Annotated in this window: 19 protein-coding genes; 6 read left to right on the top strand and 13 right to left on the bottom strand. The window is 69.9% G+C overall.

All coding sequences use genetic code 11. The annotated features are described in order from the left end of the window. Positions 1 to 209 (top strand): tetratricopeptide repeat protein (locus AB8Z36_RS00005; RefSeq protein ID WP_369211058.1); only part of this gene is annotated, 209 nt, incomplete at its 5' end. Positions 210 to 1,341: 1,132 nt separating this feature from the next. On the opposite strand, the gene AB8Z36_RS00010 is transcribed toward AB8Z36_RS00005, so the two are convergent. Beyond that, entirely contained in the window at positions 1,342 to 2,256 is a 915-nt protein-coding gene (locus AB8Z36_RS00010) for a CPBP family intramembrane glutamic endopeptidase (protein WP_369211059.1), read from the bottom strand. 559 nt (positions 2,257 to 2,815) lie between these two features. On the opposite strand from AB8Z36_RS00010, the gene AB8Z36_RS00015 reads away from it, so the two are divergent. Both AB8Z36_RS00015 and AB8Z36_RS00020 read left to right on the top strand, forming a co-directional pair. Then, positions 2,816 to 3,304 carry a hypothetical protein gene (locus AB8Z36_RS00015; protein ID WP_369211060.1) on the top strand — a complete coding sequence of 163 codons (489 nt, stop codon included), beginning with the start codon at positions 2,816 to 2,818 and terminating at the stop codon, positions 3,302 to 3,304. A gap of 119 nt (positions 3,305 to 3,423) precedes the next feature. After that, complete coding sequence (locus AB8Z36_RS00020) at positions 3,424 to 3,732, top strand: hypothetical protein (RefSeq protein ID WP_369211061.1); 309 nt, start codon at positions 3,424 to 3,426, stop codon at positions 3,730 to 3,732. 311 nt (positions 3,733 to 4,043) lie between these two features. Here the strand turns inward: AB8Z36_RS00020 and AB8Z36_RS00025 are convergent, their stop codons facing one another. Then, positions 4,044 to 4,811: an NAD(P)-binding domain-containing protein gene (locus tag AB8Z36_RS00025; protein ID WP_369211062.1), complete on the bottom strand. Its 768-nt coding sequence runs from the start codon at positions 4,809 to 4,811 to the stop codon at positions 4,044 to 4,046. 310 nt (positions 4,812 to 5,121) lie between these two features. Here AB8Z36_RS00025 and AB8Z36_RS00030 point away from each other — a divergent pair, with 310 nt between their 5' ends. Continuing rightward, a complete protein-coding gene (locus AB8Z36_RS00030; protein WP_369211063.1) occupies positions 5,122 to 5,598 on the top strand; it encodes a nitroreductase/quinone reductase family protein in 477 nt (158 codons plus the stop codon). 46 nt (positions 5,599 to 5,644) lie between these two features. On the opposite strand, the gene AB8Z36_RS00035 is transcribed toward AB8Z36_RS00030, so the two are convergent. From AB8Z36_RS00035 to AB8Z36_RS00045, 3 genes are all read right to left on the bottom strand, one after another. After that, positions 5,645 to 6,637 carry a DMT family transporter gene (locus AB8Z36_RS00035; protein ID WP_369211064.1) on the bottom strand — a complete coding sequence of 331 codons (993 nt, stop codon included), beginning with the start codon at positions 6,635 to 6,637 and terminating at the stop codon, positions 5,645 to 5,647. A 63-nt stretch (positions 6,638 to 6,700) separates the two neighbouring features. Then, positions 6,701 to 7,786: an alpha-hydroxy acid oxidase gene (locus AB8Z36_RS00040; RefSeq protein WP_369211065.1), complete on the bottom strand. Its 1,086-nt coding sequence runs from the start codon at positions 7,784 to 7,786 to the stop codon at positions 6,701 to 6,703. A gap of 17 nt (positions 7,787 to 7,803) precedes the next feature. Beyond that, positions 7,804 to 8,763 carry a TauD/TfdA family dioxygenase gene (locus tag AB8Z36_RS00045; RefSeq protein ID WP_369211066.1) on the bottom strand — a complete coding sequence of 320 codons (960 nt, stop codon included), beginning with the start codon at positions 8,761 to 8,763 and terminating at the stop codon, positions 7,804 to 7,806. A 317-nt stretch (positions 8,764 to 9,080) separates the two neighbouring features. On the opposite strand from AB8Z36_RS00045, the gene AB8Z36_RS00050 reads away from it, so the two are divergent. Further along, the gene (locus AB8Z36_RS00050; protein WP_369211067.1) at positions 9,081 to 10,367 is read left to right on the top strand and encodes an aspartate aminotransferase family protein; all 1,287 of its coding nucleotides are present in this window, start codon (positions 9,081 to 9,083) and stop codon (positions 10,365 to 10,367) included. Beyond that, positions 10,367 to 11,692, top strand: coding sequence for a KamA family radical SAM protein (locus AB8Z36_RS00055; protein WP_369211068.1), 1,326 nt, complete (start codon positions 10,367 to 10,369; stop codon positions 11,690 to 11,692). The genes AB8Z36_RS00050 and AB8Z36_RS00055 overlap by 1 nt, the downstream gene beginning before the upstream one ends. Before the next feature lie 41 nt (positions 11,693 to 11,733). Here the strand turns inward: AB8Z36_RS00055 and AB8Z36_RS00060 are convergent, their stop codons facing one another. From AB8Z36_RS00060 to AB8Z36_RS00095, 8 genes are all read right to left on the bottom strand, one after another. Continuing rightward, a complete protein-coding gene (locus AB8Z36_RS00060; protein WP_369211069.1) occupies positions 11,734 to 12,999 on the bottom strand; it encodes an MFS transporter in 1,266 nt (421 codons plus the stop codon). Next, the gene (locus tag AB8Z36_RS00065) at positions 12,996 to 14,189 is read right to left on the bottom strand and encodes a peptidogalycan biosysnthesis protein (RefSeq protein ID WP_369211070.1); all 1,194 of its coding nucleotides are present in this window, start codon (positions 14,187 to 14,189) and stop codon (positions 12,996 to 12,998) included. The genes AB8Z36_RS00060 and AB8Z36_RS00065 overlap by 4 nt, the downstream gene beginning before the upstream one ends. 21 nt (positions 14,190 to 14,210) lie before the next feature. Continuing rightward, a complete protein-coding gene (locus AB8Z36_RS00070) occupies positions 14,211 to 15,212 on the bottom strand; it encodes an aspartyl/asparaginyl beta-hydroxylase domain-containing protein (RefSeq protein WP_369211071.1) in 1,002 nt (333 codons plus the stop codon). 157 nt (positions 15,213 to 15,369) lie between these two features. Next, positions 15,370 to 16,221: an MBL fold metallo-hydrolase gene (locus AB8Z36_RS00075; protein ID WP_369211072.1), complete on the bottom strand. Its 852-nt coding sequence runs from the start codon at positions 16,219 to 16,221 to the stop codon at positions 15,370 to 15,372. Between the two features lie 87 nt (positions 16,222 to 16,308). Then, entirely contained in the window at positions 16,309 to 17,625 is a 1,317-nt protein-coding gene (locus AB8Z36_RS00080; protein WP_369211073.1) for an aspartate kinase, read from the bottom strand. 14 nt (positions 17,626 to 17,639) lie between these two features. Next, entirely contained in the window at positions 17,640 to 18,890 is a 1,251-nt protein-coding gene (locus tag AB8Z36_RS00085) for an MFS transporter (RefSeq protein ID WP_369211074.1), read from the bottom strand. Beyond that, positions 18,887 to 20,140, bottom strand: coding sequence for an ATP-grasp domain-containing protein (locus AB8Z36_RS00090; protein ID WP_369211075.1), 1,254 nt, complete (start codon positions 20,138 to 20,140; stop codon positions 18,887 to 18,889). The genes AB8Z36_RS00085 and AB8Z36_RS00090 overlap by 4 nt, the downstream gene beginning before the upstream one ends. Further along, a complete protein-coding gene (locus tag AB8Z36_RS00095) occupies positions 20,137 to 21,339 on the bottom strand; it encodes an aminotransferase class V-fold PLP-dependent enzyme (protein WP_369211076.1) in 1,203 nt (400 codons plus the stop codon). The genes AB8Z36_RS00090 and AB8Z36_RS00095 overlap by 4 nt, the downstream gene beginning before the upstream one ends. Position 21,340: the final 1 nt, after the last annotated feature.

A 21,340-nucleotide genomic window follows, 5' to 3' on the forward strand; every position in this document is an offset into this window, starting at 1 on the left:
TGCGGGTACTGGGCCCGGACCACCCCCACACTCTGGCCTCCCGCAGCAACCTCGCCCGCTGGCGGGGGGAGGCGGGGGATGCGGCCGGTGCCGCCGCCGCGTTGGAGCATCTGCTGGCCGACCTGATGCGGGTACTGGGCCAGGACCACCCCGACACCCTGGCCGCCCGGCATGAGCTCGCCCACTGGCGGGGGGAAGGTGACTGTTGATCTATCGGACCGGTTGATGAGCAAGATCGGCAAACGGCAGTGCGCGACTCCTCAGCGTCTCCCGCGACACCATCGACACCATCGACAACTACGTCCCCGGACCGAAGGGCGGCCGTCTCGCGCTCGGCGAGGCGACCAAAACGGCAGAACTGCCCAGACCCTCCAGGTCAGAGGACTGGTCACCATCGTTTGCGACTGGTGACGATCCTGCTGGCTTATCCACCCACGCCGTGAGGGAGATGCTGAGGCGGGCAAGCTGGCTAAACGCGGATGCGGTCGAGGGGATGAGCCCCGCCGGGCACAGAACGAGCCAGCAGGATTAGCACCGGGCGCAACTCCGGGGGCTACTCGCTCAGCGCGCGCCTGCGGCGCCGCAGGGCCCACCAGGGGCGCGCGGGGGCGGGTGGCGCAAGGGCAGCGCGCAGCGCAGTGTGGAAGGCCGTGAGCGCCCTCTCCGTCCGGTCATCGTCGCCGTGGTGCTCCACTGCCGCAGTCAGAACCCCTTCCGCTGTTTCTGCCAGGCCAGGCTCCTGATGCCTGAGGAGGGGCGCCACGGCAGTCCCGAGTCGGCCCAGGGGGGCAGCGAGCGCCGCCTCGGATATCGCGCTGTCCCGGCTCCAATCATCAACGGCCTCGGCAACTCCCCCTGAGGCCGCCAGGATGGCCATCGCTCCTCCTCCATCAACCCTGGCGTAAGCGCCAGCCTGCATCTCGAGAGCCGAGCGGTCCGCCGCGGCATCCTTCAGGGCTTCCGTCTTTCGGGTCCACCGCCCGTTCTCCCATGCACCGATGAACACCAGCACGACGGCACTGCCAGCACCAATCGCCGTGTTGAGTAGTTCGTTCACGTGCATCACGACACATCAGCGGCCCGGCAGGTTCCCGCCGGATCACTCCAGCGCGGCGCCCACCAGGTGGCGCATCCTCAGCGGATGCGCCACCCACCATGCCGTCGGGCAACTGATTTGGGCGGTCCCGCCATTGCCTGAGAGGCACAGCAGGCGTTCTCAAGCCGGGACAACGCGCCAGATCGAGCACCTGCTGCACCTCCGTGCGGCCGACTTTCGAAAAGACAAGCGCGGCCGGGAACGCCGCCCTTGACGGCGCACGGCAGGTTAGCTGGCTGATGTGATCACGGGAGCCGAGAGGTCTGCGGCGCATGACGGTGTGCCAGCCGCAGCACGATCGCGGCATAGAGCAGCGTGGTCGCGATGTCGGCGGCGGCGAGGAGCCAGGAGGCGTCGGCCGCGGTGTCTTCCGAGGAGAGTCCGTTGACTACTGCGGCGGACAGGCCGAAGGCCAGCATGTTGTTCAAGGCGTGCAGGGCGATGGCAGCCTCCAGGCCGCCGGTGCGCAGGGTCAGCCATCCCGCGGTGAGGCCGAACAGCAGCAGGTCGGTGAAGCCCCAGGTAGTGCCCCAGCCGTGGGCGGCGGCGAAAAGCACGGCCTGGGGCACTACCGCCAGCCAGGGAGAGCGCAGGTAGGCGCCGGCTGTCTGGGCCAGCCAGCCTCGGAAGAGGTACTCCTCGGCCGCGGCCTGAAGGGGGACGAAGCAGGCCAGCACGGCCAGCGAGGTGAGGAAGGACTGCCAGCCCGCCCACGGGCCGGAGTCCTTCGAGCCGGTTGCGCCGTCGGGCAGGACGAGGGTGATTGCCGTCAGCAGGAGCACGGCAGGCACCGCGGCCAGCAGGCATCGGGCCAGCCACCGCCATCGCAGCCGCCCGGTGACCGAGGACACCGTGCCGGCCGGTCGGCGCCCTGTCCACCGTACGACCAGGAAGACCAGCGGCAGGGCGATCGCGATGGACGTCAGATCCAGTGCCGTGTTGCGCAGAGGCCCTAAGTCGACGCTGCCGTCGGGTAATTGCCGACGTCCGGCTGCGGCTCCGAGGCCGTAGGCGACGGTGTACAGGAGGAGGAAGAGCACGAGCCAGAGGCCGAGGAGCAGCAGGGCTCCCAGCAAGGGCCGCCACCAGCGGTGACGGTCGGTGCAGTGAGCCATGCGGTGATAGGGGACGCCGGAGCGGCGCGGGAACGCAGTTGTCATGATCAACAGCATTGCAGCGGGGCCCGGCACAGATCTCCGACCGCAGCATGAGCGGTTGGTCAGCCTCAGGATGTACGGCTTGAGGGTCCCGGTGCCCTCGCCTTCCTTGTTCACCCGCCATGAGCCAGCCCGCTCACGGCTCTCCCGTTCCCCGGCCGAGGAACTGCTCGGTGTGACGCTTTCGGGCTCCCGCACGCTGTTGCCGACGGGAGTGCTTAGTCATGCCTTCTGGCCAGTTGAGGGGAATCTGAGGTTTCGGGGTAGCGGTAGCGGACAGTCCGCTTTTCCGTTCCTTCACGCCGGTCGATGTGAATCGTCCCTAATGGCCGCCCGGTATGGGCAATCAAGCCCTGAATGCCAGGCCTGCTATAGCGAACATTTCAGGACATGTACCCAACAAGCCTGTAGATCTGAAGATCAATGAAGATCTACGGTTTGACCCGCCCCCGGCACCAAGGCACGGGGGTGCGGGCACCGCCAATCTTGACGCACACGGTTTCCAGGCCATCAGTGCATCAGGGAGGCAATGCCCGCACCGGTTATCCAAAGGACCACGATAGTGAATCGTCGGCACATCCGCATGGGTGCGATCACCGCACTGACCGCTCTCACGCTCGGTGTCACTGGCACCACAGCGGCCCAGGCCGCCACACCCCGCGAGGCGGCTCCCGCCGCCTCGATCACCACGGACTTCGAGCCCGAGTTCGAACTCGGCTCGGACGCGTCGTTCCTCGCCTACCTCGACTCCGCCGAGGGCCAGGAGCTCCTGAGCGAAGAAGGCCTCACCAAGGCACAGGTCACCGAATCCACCGGTGACCGCAGCGCCAGCGGCTGGCTGGACGGGCTGAAGAAGAAGGCCCTGAAGAAGGCCTACAAGGCGCTGCCCAAGCAGTGGCGCGACAAGATGTCCGACTGGGCCAAGCACGGCAAGAGCTACTTCAAGGGGAAGTGGAACTCCCTTCCCGGCTGGGTGAAGAAGACCCTCACCGTGGGCGGCTCGATCTCCGTCAGCAACGTCATCGACTGGCTCATCGACATCATCCTGTGACCCGCCCGATGCCGTGAAGCCCCCCGCAGGGGCTTGATCACGCACATGCGCCCCACGGCCGTCCCACCGCCGTGGGGCGCACCCCGTACCGGCACACCGCACCGCGGAGGTATCCCCCCATGGTCGAATCCAGCGCCCCCGAGCACGTCCGGGACTTCAGCCCCGCTCAGTACATCGCCCCCTACCTGCTGCTCGTCGTCGCCAACGCCGGGCTACACAGAGCGCCGGCCGACGACCGGCCCGTGCTGTTCTGGCTCTTCGCGGCCCTCGCCGCGCTCGGCGCCGCCTCAACCGTCGTACGACTGCGGCGCATGTGGCACACCCACCGACGCCACGCCCTGCCCGCATGGACACGGCTGCTCGGCGCCGCTCTCGCCGTGTACGGCCTCTACGTCGGCTACACCCTCATCCACAGCATGACCAGCTGATGCACACCCGCCCAGCCCCTGCGAGCTCCCGATGCAGTCAGTCCTCTCACTGACCAGCAGGGGCCCCTGGTGGTCATGATCGACGGCATTCTCGGCTTGTACGAGGTGACCGCGCATCCGCAGGTCGCCAGGCCGGTCGTTGAGCTGTCCGGCTGGCCAATGCTAATGAGCCCGGCTGTCCTACTCGGGCAAGGCCGTCCACCGGATCTTCGCCCCGGCAGGCCAGGAGGCGTTCTTCGAAGGCCACGTCCACGCTCTCCACGTGGGAGGCGGGGTGCCGACCGGGAGGTTCTGCTACGACAGGCTCGTGGCTACTCGAGGTCGGCGAGGAGCGCGTCGAGCGCCTTGGTCAGGGCCTCGGCATTGGCCGGGTCGAACCAGGTGGTGCGAAGGCGCTCATTGAGTCCCCTGGGCGTCTCGTGGTCGCCCGCCAGCTGCTGCAGCGAGCGCGTGTCGTCGCCCAGTGCCCGGCCGACGCCCTGGAAGAGGCCGCGGAGGTAGCGGTCTGCGCCTTCAGCGGGAATACCCTGCCTGGCGGCCCAGTCGGCGAGCGTGGCCAGGTAACGGTAATGGGTGGTCAGCGTGCCCGTCAGTACCTGGAAAGTGTTGAGGGTCGCCTCGTCCGTGACGGGGAGGGATCCTCCGAGGCCGTCGAAGAGGTCGTCCACGGCCGGGTGGGAGGGGCAGGTCACGGTCACGGAGCGGCGTTCGCGTGCGGAGGGGAGCGGGATCGCTCGCACCACAGGAGAGTCCGTGCCCAACGTGCGGCGCAGCTCGCTGATGGCGACGCCGGTCAGGACGCTGACCACGACCCTGCCACCGCCGACACGGAGCCCGGCGAGGGCCTCGGCCCGGTCGTGGGGGCGGACGGCGAGGATCACCAACTCGGACCGGTCCACCACGTCCTGGTTGTCGGCGCACACCCGCACATGGCCCGGATAGCGCTGGGCCAGTTCGGCTGCCGTACGGGCGCCTCGTGGTGAGAGGCAGATCTCCGGCGGCTCCTCGACGCCGTCGCACAGGCCATCCACGAGGGCCCGGCCGATCTCACCGACACCGATGATCCCGATGCGCTGCACTGTGCCTTCCCGTCAACTCGCCGAGCGGTGCCCCTCGCTTGGGTACGAAGGGCTACCGCCGAGTGTAGGTGCGAAAGAGACCGCCCTCGCCGTGCGCACCGGCGCGGGTCCCGGTTCTCCACCGGCTCACGAGTGATTCTCAAGAGTGGAGGAGCATACTCGTGCTCGTGAGCCGCACAGGCAGGGTCACGAACCCTCGGGGCACACCGAACGCCCGTCGTCGCCCCACATCCCCCGAGGGCGACGGCGGGCAGAAGCACGTGGTGCAGGCCTGCTGTGTGGGTGTCCGGTACTCCGCAATGGAGCGAACTTGCAGTTTCTGTACGGGTTGAAGCGGTGGATATACCGCGGTGACCGGCCCGGTCCCGTGGTTCGCCTGCTCAATCGCTACTGGCGGCGGAAGTACGCCGCCGCACATGGGCGCACGGGCGGTGTCACGCTGTGCGTACGCGGACGGTCGAGCGGCAAGACGATCGCCTTCCCGGTCATGATGGTGTCCTCAGGGGACAAGTGGTACGTGGTCTCCATGCTGGGGGCGCACGCGAACTGGGTCCGCAATGTGCGTGCCGCTGACGGGCGGGCCGCGATCAGACGAGGCCGGACCTTCGATGTCCGGCTCTGTGAGATTGCGGTGGAGAGCCGTCCCCCGATCCTGAAGAAGTACCTCCAGGCAGCTCCTGGCGCGCGGCCGCACATACCGGTGGACCCCGAAGCGCCGGTCAGCCATTTCGAGCGTATCGCCGCGGACCACCCCGTGTTCGAGGTGACCGGTCTGCCCACCGGGTAGTGCGAAGTGACGGCCGGCCCGGGACGGGTTCGGGCCGGCCGTCGGCTCACCGGCTCCCGGGTGGCGGACGACGCCTCAGGACGGCGAGCTGCGCCAGCACGATTCCCGCGAGCATCATGCTTGATCCGGCCAGTTGTTCCGCGGACAGCACTTCTCCCAGGACCAGGTAGGCCAGTCCGGCTCCCGCCACCACCTCAAGGGTCAGCATGAGGCTGGCGGAGGTGGGCGGGAGCCGACGCTGGGCGGCGGCCCCGAGTGCCAGGCCACCGGCCATGCCGACCACACCCACCCAGAGCAGCAGGACCCAGACCGGGACGGTCCAGCCGTTGAGCACGGTGTCGCGCCCGAGCGCGTCGAGGGGGAAGGGTTCCACCAGGTTGACGAGTGTCAGCGTCGCGGCGCCCACCGTGGCGCCCCAGGCCGACATGACGAGCGGCTCGTAACTGCGCAGTCCCCGCTCGGCGAGCAGGAAGCGGCCCGCCAGGGTCAGCGCGGCCAGCAGCGCCAGTCCCAGTCCGGGCCCGTCGAGTCCGCCCCCGGACCACACCCTGCCGGTGAGGGACAGGCCGAGGAGGGTGAGTGCGATCCCCGCCCACACCAGTCCGGAGACCTGCTTTCGCTGGACGAGCCGGACCCACAGAGCGACCAGCAGCGGGGACAGGTACTCCACCAACAGGGCCACGCCTACCGGGAGCCGGGCCAGGGACATCGTGAAGGCGACCTGGTTGAGAGCGAGGCTGACGGCGCCGTACAGCAGGACCAGCCACGCGTCGCGCGCCCGTACGCGCAGGTGCCCGCGGTGCACGGTCGCGGCGAGGAGCATCAGCAGCGCGGCTCCCACCAGCGCCCGGGCCTGGATGATCTGAACGGCCGTGAGTTCCGTCGTTCCCAGGGCTTTCAGTGCCGGGGCCGCTCCGCCCATGGCGACGGCGGCTCCGACGGCCAGGCCGAGTCCTGGCAGGAGGCTGCCGGTCCGTCGGCTGCCACGGGCGGGGGCACACGGCGGCGCTTCGCCACCACGCTGTTTCAGGGTAGCCACCGTACGGCTGCTTCCTCGTCCTCGTAGGGTCCTCTGGTGCGCTCGCGGGCGCGTGGCCAGGCATCAGCAGCGCGCGTGGCGGCACGACCTGGTGACGAATGTGTCGTCCAGCTCCGCGACCGTGGTGATGCCCATCTGGAGCAGGGCGTCGCTGAACTCGGTGCGCAACAGGTCAAGTACGCGCTCCACGCCGTGCTGGCCGCCGAGACCGAGCCCCCACAGGTAGGGCCTGCCGATGCACACCGCTCGGGCCCCGAGCGCGATGGCTTTGGCCAGGTCGACGCCGGAGCGGATCCCGCCGTCGAAGAGCACCGGGTGGCCGCGTGGCACCGCCGCGACGACCGAACGGAGGGCGAAGAGCGCCGGCAGGACGCCTTCGAGCTGGCGGCCGCCGTGGTTGGAGACGATGGACGCGTTCACGCCCAGATCGACGCAGCGCCGGGCGTCGGCGGGCCGCAGCACGCCCTTGACCAGGAGCGGCAGCGAGGTCCGGGAACGGATGCGTTCGAGGTCGTTCCAGGTGACGGGGATCTTCTCGTGCCGTCCGCCGGCCGGCGGTTCACCTCGCAGAATCCCCAGGGCGCGGAGCGTTCCGTAGTCGACGCCGGGAGGCAGCCGGTATCCCGCCCGCACCGTGCTCAGCCGCCGTGCCGCGAAGGACGCGTCGACCGTGACGACGAGCGCCGAGGCACCGCACTCCTCGGCATATGCCACGGTGGCGTCGACGACGGCGCGGGAGTGGTAGGGGAAGAGTTGGAACCACGTGCGCTCCGGTGCCGACTTCGCGATCTCGGAGTAGGGGAAGTGCGAGTCGGTGCTGACGATCGAGAGCAGGCCGTGCCGGGCCGCGGCTCGCGCGGTGGCCAGTTCGGCGTCCGGATGCACCAGTCGCTGCGGGCTCGTGGGCGCCAGCATCAGCGGCATGGAGAGCGTGTGGCCCAGCACGGTGACCGACGTGTCGAGATCGGCGGGGCCGTCATGCAGCCCGCGCGGGCGCAGCCATACATCGTCGAACGCGGCTGTGTTGGTGGCGACCACCCCGTCAAAGCCCGCTCCCCCGGCCACGTACTGTGCGACGGGCCGGGCCGCGTGCGCCATCCAGTGCTGCTCGAACTCGTCGAGCGAGAGGAGCGCGTCGAGGTCCCTCACGTGCTTGTCCCGGCCTTTCACCAGAGGCCTTCGATGTCAGGGATCGGCGGGATGACCCGCGAGCCGTCCATCATCTGACGCACGGAGCGCGGGATGGACTCGATCGCGTAGAAGCGCCGCAGCCACCGGTCCTGTCCGTCGTAGCGAGGCGTGAATGCCGACCGGCCGTGCGTGGCGACGTTGTTGTCCAGGATCGCGCAGTCTCCTGGCTGGAGGATCACCTCGTGGCAGACGTGCTCCAGTGCCTCGGCGAGCTCGCGCAGAGCGGCGCGGCCCGCCTTGTTCAGCGAGGTGGTGTTGTGGGAGTTGTAGCGGATGAACGGTTTGCCGACGCTGCCGAACAGGACGGGGTGCGGGCCCGATGGAGCGGGTTCCACGGTGGTGTCCCTGGTGAAGGAACCGGGGTAGTTGCTGTAGAACTGGCACTGGCGCAGGGTCCGGACCGTCTCGGGTTTGAGCAGTTCCAGCGCTTCGCGGCACGAGGCGATGCGGGTCGAGGCGATGCGGTCGTGGTCCTGGCGCAGGCAGATCAGGCCGATGAAGTCCGGGCGCAGCGCGTGATGGACGTTCTCGATGTGGAAGTCGAAGGCCACGGCTCCGGAGCCCTCGACGCGCGTCTCTTCGCCGGGCAGCGGCTGTACGTTGTGGACCAGGTCGCCGCTCTTCTCGTCGGCGTAGCCGATCATTGTGCCGAGCGTTTCGGCGATGAGCATGCCGAGGCCTGCCGTGGCGTGGTCCGGCAGGGCCGCTGGTTCACCGTCGGTGTGGGTGGGGGGCAGCGGGCCGATCTCGAGACCGCGCAGCAGCAGGTAGCCGGTCTTGCCGGAGTCCCGGCCGAAGCTCCGTATCGCGTCTTGCATCCGTACGGGCAGGGCGTTCGCAGCGACGGACTGCGGGCCTTGGTGCACGGTCTCTTCCGCCTGCCGCCGCAGGGCGGAGCGTTCTGGGTCGGTCAGTTCGAAGAGCGGCGCAGTCATCGGTCTCCTCGGATTCCCCTGCCCTGACGGCAGGTGATCAATAACTGGTGGCGCCTGATGCCGTGCCACGCGTGGGCGGGACGGCCGACCGAAGCATCAAAAACCGACCGTCTGGTTTTGTCAAGGTCCCAGGTTCTGGGGCGGAGCGGCGCTCCTCCGCTAAAAGATGGGTGCAAAAGGGAGAAAAGAGAGTCAATCTTCCCCAGTCGCCTCGCGAGCAATAAACCGACTGTCCGGTTGTCTTTTTTCCCGGGCCTGGCTACCTTCGTCGGGTCGGCGCAGCGCCTCAGGGGTGCAACCACTGGAAGGGACAACCCATGGCACGCTTATCGCCCGTACTGAAACCAGCGACTCCGGTCACTGTCAGCCATGCCCGCGGCCTCGACGTGTACGGGGAGGACGGGCAGCGGTACCTGGACTTCACCGCCGGAATCGGGGTCACCAGCACCGGCCACTGCCATCCGAGAGTGGTCAGCGCCATCGCGGGCCAGGCCGGCCGGCTGATCCACGGTCAGTACGTGACCGTGCGGCACCGGCCCCTGCTCGACCTCTGCGACCGCCTGGGGCAGATGCTCCCGGCCGAACTTGAGTCCCTGTTCTTCGCCAACTCCGGCAGCGAGGCCATGGAGGCCGCACTGCGCCTGGTCCGGCAGGCCACGAGGCGCCCCAACGTCATCGTCTTCCACGGCGGCTTCCACGGCCGGACCGTGGGCGCCGCTTCGATGACCACATCGAGCCCACGCTTCCGTACCGGGTACGCGCCGCTGATGGCCGGCGTGCACATCGCGCCGTTCCCCTCCGCCTACCGGTACGGCTGGAGCGAGGAGGAGGCCACCCGGTTCGCACTGCGGGAGCTCGACTTCCTGCTGGCCACCGTGACCGCCCCCGAGGACACCGCGGCCCTCGTCGTGGAGCCGGTGCTGGGTGAGGGCGGGTTCATTCCCGCCCCCGCCACCTTCGTGCAGGGTCTGCGCGAACGTGCCGACCACCACGGATTTCTTCTGGTGATGGACGAGGTCCAGACCGGATTCGGACGGACCGGGCGCTTCTGGGGGCACCAGCACTCCGGTGTCGAGCCCGACATCCTGGTGGCCGCGAAGGGATTGACCAGTGGTCTGCCCCTGTCGGTCATGGCCGCCCCGGAGAAGCTGATGGCCACGGCCCCCGCGGGCTCCCAGGGTGGGACCTACGGCGGGAACGCGGTGGCGTGCGCCGCCGCACTGGCCACACTCGACGTCATCGCGGAGGAGGGGCTGGTGGCCAACGCCGCGCTCCAGGGGGCGCGGCTGGCCGAAGGGCTGAAGCGGATCGCCGAGGACCACTCCGTCACGGGGGAAGTCCGTGGGCTCGGTCTGATGCTCGGCTGGGAGTTCACCGCCTCGGAGGGCCGGCCGGACGCGGCGATGGCGCTCCGTGTCCAGCAGGAGGCGATCGAGGAGGGTTTGCTGCTCCAGATCGGCGGACCACTGAGAAACGTCCTGCGGCTGCTGCCCGCGCTGGTGGTGAACGAGGCCCAGGTCGACCAGGCGGTCGGCGCGCTGTCCCGGGCCGTCGCCTCGGCCACCGGGCTCTCCCGTACCGGCCGGACGAAGGAGCATTCGTGATGGGGCCGTCCACCTCCGCCCGCCCGATGAAGATGCGCGCCGTGCCCGGGGCGCGGCTGGCCCGCCTGCCTCAGGTGCGGCGGATGGATCCCACCGTCCGCCGGGACATCGAAGTGGTGAGCTCGATCCTGCCGTTCAAGGTCAACAACTACGTGCTCGACGAGCTCATCGACTGGGACAGGGCGCCCCACGACCCGATCTACCGGCTGACCTTTCCCGACCGCGGCATGCTGCCCGAAGCGGTCTTCGACGAGGTCGCCGGACTGATCGACCGGAAGGCACCCCGCGACGAACTGCGCGAGGCGGTCAGAAGAGCCCGTCTGCTGCTCAACCCCCATCCGGGCGATCAGTTGCAGGCCAACGTCCCCCAGGACGGGACGGAGTCACTCGTCGGTCTGCAGCACAAGTACCGGGAGACGGTGCTGGTCTTCCCCGGACAGGGCCAGACCTGCCACGCCTACTGCGGGTACTGCTTCCGCTGGGCCCAGTTCATTGGCGTGGCGGAGCTGAAGCAGGCCGTCTCGGGGCCGGAGAGGGCCCTTCAGTACCTCGCGGGCCATCACGAGGTCTCGGATGTGCTGTTCACCGGCGGAGACCCGATGATCATGTCCACCGATCGGCTCCGGGCCTATCTCGCGCCGCTGCTCGAGCCCCGCTTCGCACACATCCGCAACATCCGTATCGGTACGAAGGCCCTGTCCTACTGGCCTTACCGCTTCACCACCGACGCCGACGCGACCGACCTGCTGCGGCTCCTGGAAGAGGCGACGGCGGCGGGCCGGCATGTGGCCGTGATGGCGCACTTCTCCCACGTCCGTGAGTTGGAGACAGCCGCCTGCCAGGAGGCCGTACGGCGGATCAGGGACACCGGCGCCGTCATCCGTGCGCAGGCGCCTCTCGTGCGCCATGTGAATGACGACCCGGCCGTCTGGGCCGGCATGTGGCGGTCGATGACGCGTCTCGGTGTGGCGCCGTACTACATGTTCGTGGAGCGTGACACCGGTGCCAGCCAGTACTTCGAGCTCCCACTGCACCGGGCCGTGTCCATCTACCGGGACGCGCTCGCGTCGGTCTCGGGCCTGGAGCGCACGGCACGCGGACCGGTCATGTCCGCCTCGCCCGGAAAGGTGGTGGTCGACGGTACCGCCCGCGTCGCCGGCCAGGACGTGTTCTGCTGCCGCTTCCTGCAGGCCCGCGATCCGCGCTGGGTGGGGCGGCCGTTCTTCGCCAAGCATGACGAACACGCGGTGTGGTTCGACGACCTGAAGCCGGCGTTCGACGAGCCGTGGTTCTGGCAGACCGAGCCGCCTCACCGGGGCGGCTGAGAGCGGCCGGTGAGGCTCCGGGGCCGGAGGGGCCCCGGACCTCACCGCGCCGGCTCCTGCGCCTGCTCCGGCTCGGAGCGCAGGTCCGGAATCCGGGTGCGTCGCATCGCCACGGCGAAGTGCAGGAAAGCCGCCGCCAGCAGGGAAACCGATATCCACAGCCCGCTGCGCGCCCCGAACAGCGACCCGAGGCCGCCCCCGAGCAGCGTGCCGGCACTGAGCGGCCCGTACGCGACGAGGCGGGTGGTCGCCGCCACGCGTCCGCGCAACCGGTCCGGGGTGAGCCGCTGGCGGGTCGAGGTGCTGAAGACGTTGTAGACGGTCAGGCCGAATCCGTAGAGAACGAAGGACACGGACCAGATCGCCACGGTGAACGCGGTGGGTTCCGTGGCGAGCGGGATCAGCACCGGCGCGAACGAGGCGATGGCCATGCTCGTCACGACGACCCGTTTCAGTCCCCACCTGCGTTCGGCCTGTTCGGCGGCGACCGCACCCAGCATGGAACCTAGGGCGCCGAGCGTCACGGTCAGACCCAGCAGAGCAGGTGTGACACCGACGACGGAAGCCGCGTAGACGGTGTACAGGGTCAGCATCGCCTGCTCGAAGAAGTTGAACAGCGCGGCCTGGCCGATCAGCGTGCGCAGCACGGGTACGGACAGCAGGAAACGGGCTCCCACCGCGATCTCGCTCCCTACGCGTGTGGGGGTGACCGGTGCGAGGACCGGGGGCTCGCGGCGGGTCACGCTGCACAGGACGAGCGCGGCGAGCAGATAGCAGACCGCGCCCGTCAGCACCGCTCCGGAGCCGCCCAGCCAGTTCATGAGCAGCCCGCCGAGTCCCGGCGCGGCGACCACGACCAGCGTGAACACCGCTTCGAGCCGCCCGACCGCGGCGACCATCTCCGATCCGCGGACCAGGCTCGGCAGGTATGCCTGCGCACAGACCTCGGCGATGGCGACGAGCGAGCCGAACCCGAACGCGACCGCGTACAGCACGCCGAGATGGAATGCGTCGAGCCCGCTGAGAACCGGGACGACGAGCAGCGCGAGGCCGCCCGCCACGTCGGTGAACAGCAGCGTGGGCCGCCGTGGCCGCCGGTCAAGCCACACACCGATGAACAGGGTGACCACCAGCACCGGAACGTACTGGGCCGCGGCGACCACACCCACTTCGAAGGGGGTTGCCGCGAACGAGACCGTCGCCAGCAGGGGGAACACCATCGTCATGCTCTTCGAGGCGACGCCGGTCAGTACCTGGCTCAGCCAGAAGCGTCCGAAATCCCCGTTGAGCAGCAGGCGGGACGTCAACAGAACTCCAGCCACTCGTCGTCGACGACTGCCTTGGCCACCGCGGTCGAGGACTCGGTGAGCTCCCTCAACCGCGCGGCGTTGTAGGCGCGGATCGTGTCGTTGCCGGTGGCGTCGCCGAACACGTCGAGCATCCACAGGGGGCGGACCTCGGCGCCGCGCATGGCCTTGGTGTCGGTGGACGCGATACCCGCGTGCATCCAGCGCCGGCCGTGGCGCAGCGCGTCGCGGACCGGCTCGTAGTAGACGAGGTTGAAGTACTCGGCGACGTCGACCAGCCGGTCGTAGTGGAAGCCGGCGCCCTTGAGGAAGGTCGCGTCGCCCCACCGGTAGAACAGCAGGAATCCGACGGGGGGCTCGTCCGCCCGGCCGCACATCAGCACGCGTGCCGCGTCGCCCATCGTCTCGGCCTGGACGCGCAGCGACTCGGCGAGTACCGCGACATCGGCGGGCTGCCCGTAGCGGGCCTGTGTGCCCTGCGACATCAGAGCGGCCTCTTCGTAGCACTCCGACAGCGGCAGCTCGGTGAAGTGGTACCCCGCGGAGTCGAAGCGCCGCTGATCCCGCCGGATCAGCTCGCCGCGGCGCTTGGACGGCAGCGTGCGCATCCAGCCGTGCCAGTCCTCGCCCTCGGTGCGGATCCACGCGTCGGCGGCACACAGGACGGGTTCGGCCCTGACCCCGGCGGCGCGCAGGGCCCGGACGTCAGTGCTGTTCAAGAACATGGCGCGGCAGGGCAGTTGTCCGGCGCGGTCGTAGTCGAACATCCGGTCCGCCACGGCCCGGACGCGCAGGTCGGCGAGTTCGTCGAGCAGGGCCGATGCCGCTTCGGCACGGTCCAGCCCCTCGCTGATCAGGAGATTCGTCTGGTAGCCACGGCGCGGGCCGACGAGAAGGCCCTGCGGGGCCGCCGCGGGAAGGCCGGCCTCGGCCAGCAGCCGGCTCCACTGGTAGAACCCGTTGTTCTCCTCCCAGACCGCGGTCACGGGAACGGCCGCGGTACCGCCGGGCAGCCGGGCATGTACGTTGCCCGTCAGGGTGCGTCCGCCGGGATCACGGACGCAGAAGTCCAGCCACCCGCTGCTGGCGTAGAGGTGATCGCCCGCCAGCCGGTCCCACTCCTTCGTGCCCAGCCCCTCGGTCGGTGTGCCGAAGCCGGCGGTCCGGCTCCGCTTTACGGTCATGCTCATGTCGGCCTCCACCTCGGCGGGTCACGCGCCCTGGGGCGTCGTCGGCACCGACAGTTCCCGGACCTGCTTGCCGGTCCTGGTGCGCAGCACGGCCCGCGGCAGTCCACCGTCGTCGACGACCTGGATGGTGCGCTCGTCGGTCCAGCCCTGGAAGCGGAACTCGTCGTCCCCGACGTGGACCAGACCCGCGTAGGGAGCGCCGTCGTAGGACAGCACCAGGCCGTCCCCCTGCGTCCTGATCTCGGCCGGCACCCTCGGCTGGTCGGTGAGGAACTCGCCGTCGGCCTCCTCCCAGTCCGTGAAGGACTTCGGCACCTCGAAGGCGACCTGGTGCCGGGGCGATGGCCGCAGCGGCCTCTCGTCGCGGTTGACCATGATCCTGTCGAACGGCAGCCCGGCCCGGACCTCCGCCGGGAACAGGTCGAACAGCGCCTCGGTCACCTGCACATCCAGCACGAAGTGCACGCGGTGGGAGTCACCGCTGTTCTCGATCCGGTGGGTGCGGGCGAAGTTGCCGAACCAGAGGGAGCCCGCTTCCCACACGTACGGCGTCTCCCCGAAGAACAGCTTCGCCTCCGGCAGGGTGATCACCGGTATGTGCAGTCTGGCGATGCCCCAGGTGAGCGCGTACTTGTTGTCGAAGTGGTCAGGGCCGTATGTGTCCGGTCCCAGCGCCATCAGACGGACGGAGCGCAGCGGCGACGGGATCGACCGCATCACCGCGTGGAGATACGGGGCGAGTTCGGTGTGGGAGGTGTCGGCGAAGGGCAGCAGGCCCGGCCCGCCCGGGTCGGTACGCGCCTTGTCACCGCCCGTGCTGCGCAGGGGCATGATGTGCCAGTCGAGTTCGGTCTCGACCAGCTGGTCGTCCGTGACGAAGGTCTTCTGCAGTCTCCAGTCGGCGGCCTGCCGTGCGCGCAACGCCTCGACGTCGCGTACCAGGGAGGCCACGTCGAAGTCCCGCGTCAGCCGGACCACATCGGGGATCCCGGCCTGTGCATCCGCAATCGTTTCAACAGACACGTCTGTTACTTCCTTCGCATGGCTGAATGTGCTGACGAAAATGCTGTGGGGCGGGGCTCGCACGGTTCTGGCTGCACACTCACAGCCAGAAAAAACCAACCGAGCGGTTCTGTCAACGTGTTCGGTGTCGGCCTGAACACCGTTGGGCGGGGCCTCCTCACGGCAGTGCCAGGGGCCGCCCCAGCGGGCCGCCGTCCAGTTCGGCACAGGCCCGGTGGAGATTTCCCACCAGACACTCGCCACCGCTCAGGTGGCCGAAGGGTCCCGCCCAGGCTTCCCCGGCCATCTCCAGCGGCGTCAGGCCCCGCTGCCATCCCCTCATCGCGACGGCCTGGACCCAGCGCAGGTAGGCCTCCGTCTCATCGAGGACCCCCGCGTCCCGAAGGGGCCCCCGGCCGCAGACGACCGTTCGGGCACCGAACGCCCGCAGCGTCCTGATGGCGCGCAGCGCCCCCTCCACGGAGCCCATCAGGGTGCAGGGCGTCGCCCCCGCGAGCACCACGTCCCCGGTGAAGAGCACCCGGTCGCCCGGCACCCACACCACCACGTCGTTGGTGGTGTGGGCGGGCCCGCAGTAGACCAGTTCGATGCGCCGGTCGCCGCTGTGCAGGGTGAGCCGTTCGTCGAAGGTGACTGACGGCAGGGCGGGCCGGATGGCTGTCTCGGCCATCTCACTGCGCGCCAGCGAGTGCGCGATGACGGTCGCTTCGGGAAAGGCGTCGCGGTCACCGCGGGTATGGCCGCCGTGGTGGTGGGTGTGGACGATCCTGCGGACCGGCCCCGAGCGCAGGGACGCCACCGCGGCGCGCAGGGCCCGCGTACGCGCCTCGGTCGTGACCGTATCGACGACCGTGACACCCTCAGGGCCGGTGATGATGCCCGCGTTGGCCGGACACCAGCCGTCCTCGGACGGAATGTAGGCGAACACACCGTCGGCGATCTCCGTCGTACGCGCCTGCCGCGGTGCCCGCGGGCGGTGCCCGGGGTGAAGCGGATCCGGCTCGGTCATGCGGGGCCCCTTTCTGTGACGGGCGGCTGGCGCGCTGGAGCTTGTGGCCGTGTCGCCGGCTCGCCTGCCCGGCGCTGGGTGGGCGGCTCAGACGGGTGCGCCGACCGCGGTCGTCGCCCTTCCGGTCTCCTCGCGCAAGCCGGGGGCGGGCATGAACTCCGCGTGCAGGGTGGCCACCGCACGGGAGCAGTCCGCTTCGGCGACCGTGGCGGAGATCCGGCTCTGGGAGGTGGACAGCGAGAGGGGGTCGATCCCCACGGCGAGCAGCGTGTTCAGCATGCGGGCCAGGGTGTGGGTGTCGCTCATCAGGCCGGAGCCGACCAGCGACACCTTGGCCACGGCCGGGTCGACGACGACGCGGCAGGGCAGGCTCGTGAGCAGGCTGGTCACGGTGTCGGCGTCTGCGGCCGGCACCGTGAAGTCCCAGCCGTGCCCGTGCGATGTGTCGGTGTACCTGGTCAGCACGTCGATCTGCACCGACGCGTCGGCCAGCAGGGCGAGGACTTCGGTACCCAGCAGCGGGGCGCCGGGGGATGTGCCGACGGCCGTGATGCGGGCGCTGTGCTGCTCGTGCGACACGGCTGTGACGCGCTCCTCGGTTTCCAGCATGGCGAAATCCGCTCCTTCCTGTTCGGAGACCACGACGGTCCCCGGATTGCGGCTGAAGGTGCTCCGTACGTGCAGGGTGACGCCCGCTCGGCCGGCCAGTTCCACCGACCGCGCGTGCAGGACCCGGGCCCCGGCATGGGCCATCTCCGACATGACGCCGCCGCGGACGAGCGGGATCGGCCGCGCCCGCGGCACGATGCGCGGGTCCGCCGAGAAGACGCCGTCGACGTCGGTGTATATCTCGCAGTGGGCGGCGCCGAGCGCGACTGCCAGCGCCACGGCCGACGTGTCCGAGCCCCCCCTGCCCAGCGTGACGACGTCGCCGACCGCGTTCACACCCTGGAAGCCGGCCACGACGGCCACTTCCCCGCGAGCCAGGACCTGGCGCAGCCGAGAGGTGTCCAGAGCCTGGATGCGCCCGTTCTCGTGCCGGCCGGACACGGTGAAGCCGGCCTGCGACCCCAGTAGCGAGACCGCGGGCACGCGCAGCTCGTGCAGGGCGATGGCCAAGAGGGCGGCCGAGCGGGCCTCCCCCGTGGCCAGCAGCTGATCGAGTTCACGGCCCGGCGGAGCGGTGCCCGCCGACCGGGCCTCGTCGATGAGCCGGTCGGTGCAGTCGCCGCGGGCGGAGACGACCACCACGACATCGCCGCCGCGGTCATGGGCCGCGGCGACGATGCGCGCGATCCGCGTGAGCGCTTCGGGGGAGGTCCCCATCGAGGTGCCGCCGAACTTGAGTACGGAGACCGGCCGTTGGGCGGCGGAGCACAGGGCGCTGGATGATGCGGAAGCCACGATGTCTCTTTCCGTCACGAGGTGGAGTCGGCGGTGGGCCGTACCGCGGACACGGCGCCACTCGCCTCGGCACTGTCCGCCGTGGCACTGGCCGCCATGGCGGCGAACCGGCGGTGGAACACGGCGACGATCACTACGGCCGCCACGGCCGCGGCGGCTCCGAGCAGGAACGTCACGGGGCCGAGGCCGGCCCCGATGAGCCACAGGCCCGCCGCCACGGCGAGGGACTCGGCCAGCCCCCAGACGAAGGTCAGGGCGCCGACGGCCAGACTCGTGCGTCCCCCCGCGACGGCGACGGCCAGCGTCTGGTACACCGGGCCGTAGAGCATCTCGCCGACCGTGATGGCGAGGACGGCACAGAGCATCAGCGCCATGCCTCCTCCCGGCGCCACGAGCAGGGCGGTTCCCGCCCCCAGCGCCAGGTTGGCGGTCACGATGATGACCGGCTCACCCCTGTCCCGGCACAGCCGGGTCACCCATGACTGGGTCACCACGATGGCGACACTGGCGAAGGCGAAGAGCAGGCCGACGTCGCGTGCTCCGAGGCTCGACGTGGCGTAGGCGGCGAACACGCCGTAGAACTGCGCGTAGGTGATGTGGGTCAGGAAGTTGACCCCGAGCAGGACGGGCATCCCCGGGGGCAGGATGCCGGGCTCCGACCCCTTGGCCGCCGGCCGCCGCACCGGCACGCGGCCCGTGGCCAGACGCGTCGCCAGCACTCCCGCCAGCACCGCGAACCCGATCGGGGCCAGCACGTAGAACCGGCCCGTGGCGGCGTAGGCGAGGGAGGACACGAAGGGGGCCAGGCCGCCGGCCGCGTTGAGTGCGACGTTCTCGTAGGAGAAGGCCCGGCGAGTCTCCTCCGGTCCGAACTGGTGCACGATCAGGGTCAGTTGCGCGAGGGTGGCCAGTGACCCGGCGAGTCCGAAGGCCGCCGAGACCAGCATCCAGGCGAGGAGCGAAGCGACCTCCGTCGACACCATGGCGCACAGAAGACCCGCTGCCGCCGCCATCGCGATCTGTGAGCCGATGATGGCGCTTCGCTCGCGGCCCGGTGGCAGGACGCGGACGAACGCGAGGGAGCCGAGCCGGTTGGCGAGGACCGCCGCACCCGTGATCAGCCCGCAGTCCGCGGCCGAGAAGAGCTTCTGGTCGAGCAGCCACACGGTGAAGAACGGATACAGCACGCCCCAGGTGCTGTAGGTGAGGAAGCGGACGGCGTAGATCGTCCAGCCGCCTGGAGGCGTGGCACGCCCACCGTTCACGACGGTGCCACCCAGGCGGGGCGGCGCGGGCCGTCGGAGGTGTGCACCACGACACTCCCTATCTCGCGTGCCACCTCACTCGTGGGGCCGGTGAGCATCCCCACCCACGCGGAATCGCCCGCTCCCACCGGATCGACCCGGCCGCCGTCCGGCGTGACCTGGGTATGCAGGCAACGCCCTCCGTCCGGTCCGGTCACCGACAGGACCTGCCCTCCGCCCTCGATGCCGTAGTAGTACGACAGAGTGGACGCGCCGCTGCCCTGGGCACGGTAGGCGGGCTGCGGGCTGGTTCCCGCTGCCGGCAGGCCCAGCGTGAGGACGTGGGCGAGGATCTCCGCGGGGTCCAGGGCGTGGACGAGTGCGAGTTGCTCGACGATGGCGCCGCCGCCCACGCGTCCGATGTTGGCGTCGATGAGGTACGGGCGTCCCGCATCGACCAGGAACTCGCAGTGGAAGTACCCCTGGGACAGGCCGGACCGTTCGACGAGCGTGGTGACGGCGCTCTTGCAGAGGGCCTCGGTGCCGCGCGGCAGCCGGCGGTCGGCAGGAAGCAGGTTGCTCACCTCCGTCCAGGAGATGCGCCCACGCTGGGAGAAGTCGATGAAGACCGTCCGCCCGCCGGTGACGTAGCCCTCCAGGCTGAACAGCGGGCCGCGGATGTCCGCCTGCAGCACCCAGGGGTGAGTGACGTCCTGGGAGAGGCCGGTGGCGGCCACCGCATTCCACAGGTCCACGGGCCCGGCACCCTTGGGCAGACGCGCCGCGCCGCGCGCCCCGGCCTGCTCGGCGGGCTTCACGATGTAGCCGTCGGGTGCCGGGAGGAGAGTGGCCGGGTCAACCGCCAGCCGGGCCGCGTCGCCTCCGGTGAAGTGCAGGGTCGGCGGGCTGAACTCGGGTATGAGCTCCGCGACCACGGCCTTGGAGGCCAGCCGCACCGCGATCGGCTCCGGCCCGTGCAGATCGTAGCGGGCGGCGATCTCCGCGATGAGCGGGAACTTCTCGTCATACAGGCCGGTGATGGCGAACGCGTCCTCGGTGATCGACGGCTCGTCGGCCAGCAGGCGCAGGATCGCGGCGCGGTCCTCGATGTCGGCCGGAAAGCAGACGCAGTCCCGCAGACTGTCCGCGGCCTGGCCGGCGAATTTCCCGGGGTCCGCGAGGAACACGGGCTCCAGCCCCGCCGAGCGCAGCGCCCGGGGGACGTATTTGGCGCTGGTGGCATTGACGCCGAGGATGATGACCTTCTTCACGCCGACCACTCCCTCTTCCGCTGGGCCAGGGCAGGCACGGTGGCCCTGGGGCCGCCCGCCTCCTCCAGGACGCCGATGGCATAGTCGATCTCCCCGCGTGTGGTGCGGGGTCCCACAGCCAGCCGTACCGCGTGGTCAATGCCGGCCCGCAGGAGGTAGTTGGGGGTGTGCGCGCCGTCGATGAGCCAGCAGGCGACGCCTGCCCGGCACAGTGCGTGCCACAGCCGCTCGGGCGTGAGGCGGTCGTGGGTGACGCACATGATGCCGGTGTGCTGAGTACCGGGCGCGTGCACGCGCAGCCCCGGGATCCGGCCGGCCCGCTCGCGCAGCTCCCGTGACAGGGCGGCCGTCCGGTCCCAGTCGTTGCCGCGGGCCTGCCGCAGGGCGGTGTCGAACCCGACGAAGGCCGGCACGCTCTTCTCGCCGAGCTCAAACCTGCGGGCGCTTTCGGTGAGGCGGCGGATGCCGCCACCGGGGGCGAAGGCGTGCGTGTGCACGTCGACGCTGACCGGTTCGGCCCCTGCGCGGAACCGGGACGACATCACCGCGAAGCCCGTGCCGCGCGGCGCCAGCAGCGATTTCTTGCCGTTCGCCGTCAGAAGGTCGACGGGGGTGGCCGTCAGGTCGATGGGCACGTTCCCGGCCGACTGGCAGGCGTCGACCACGAGCAGGGTGCGCCGGTCGCGGACGAGTTCGGAGAACGGGCCCAGAGGGGTGACGGCCCCCGTGCAGGAGGGCATGTGCGTCAGCGAGATGAGGGCGACGCGGTCGCTGATGTGCCGGTGGCACCAGTCGATGTCGACGTCTCCGCGCGGGGTGCAGGGGATTTCCTGGAGCGAGAATCCAGCGGTTCTCTGCAGGTTCCTGAGAAGGAGAAGATTGCCGGCCCATTCATAGGGTGTCGTCCATACGATGTCGCGTGCGGTGAGGGTCAGGCCGGCCACGGCGCTGTGCCAGGCCCGGGTCGCCGAGTCCGACATCGCCACATCGTCACGGTCGCAGTTGAACAGTTCCGCGAGACTGCGGTAGACGCCCTCTTCGATCAGTTCCGCGTAGGCGCGTTCGGCGAAGTAGGAGCCGACCGTCCCCTCCAGGGTGAGGTAGTCGGCCACCGCCTTTCGGGTTTCGCGGCTCTGCAGCCCGGAGCCGGCCGTGTTGAGGTACGAGCGCCACCGCTCGGTGTACGTCCGATCGGTCATG

The sequence above is a fragment of the Streptomyces flavofungini genome (genome assembly GCF_041028215.1).
GTDB lineage: Bacteria > Actinomycetota > Actinomycetes > Streptomycetales > Streptomycetaceae > Streptomyces > Streptomyces flavofungini_B.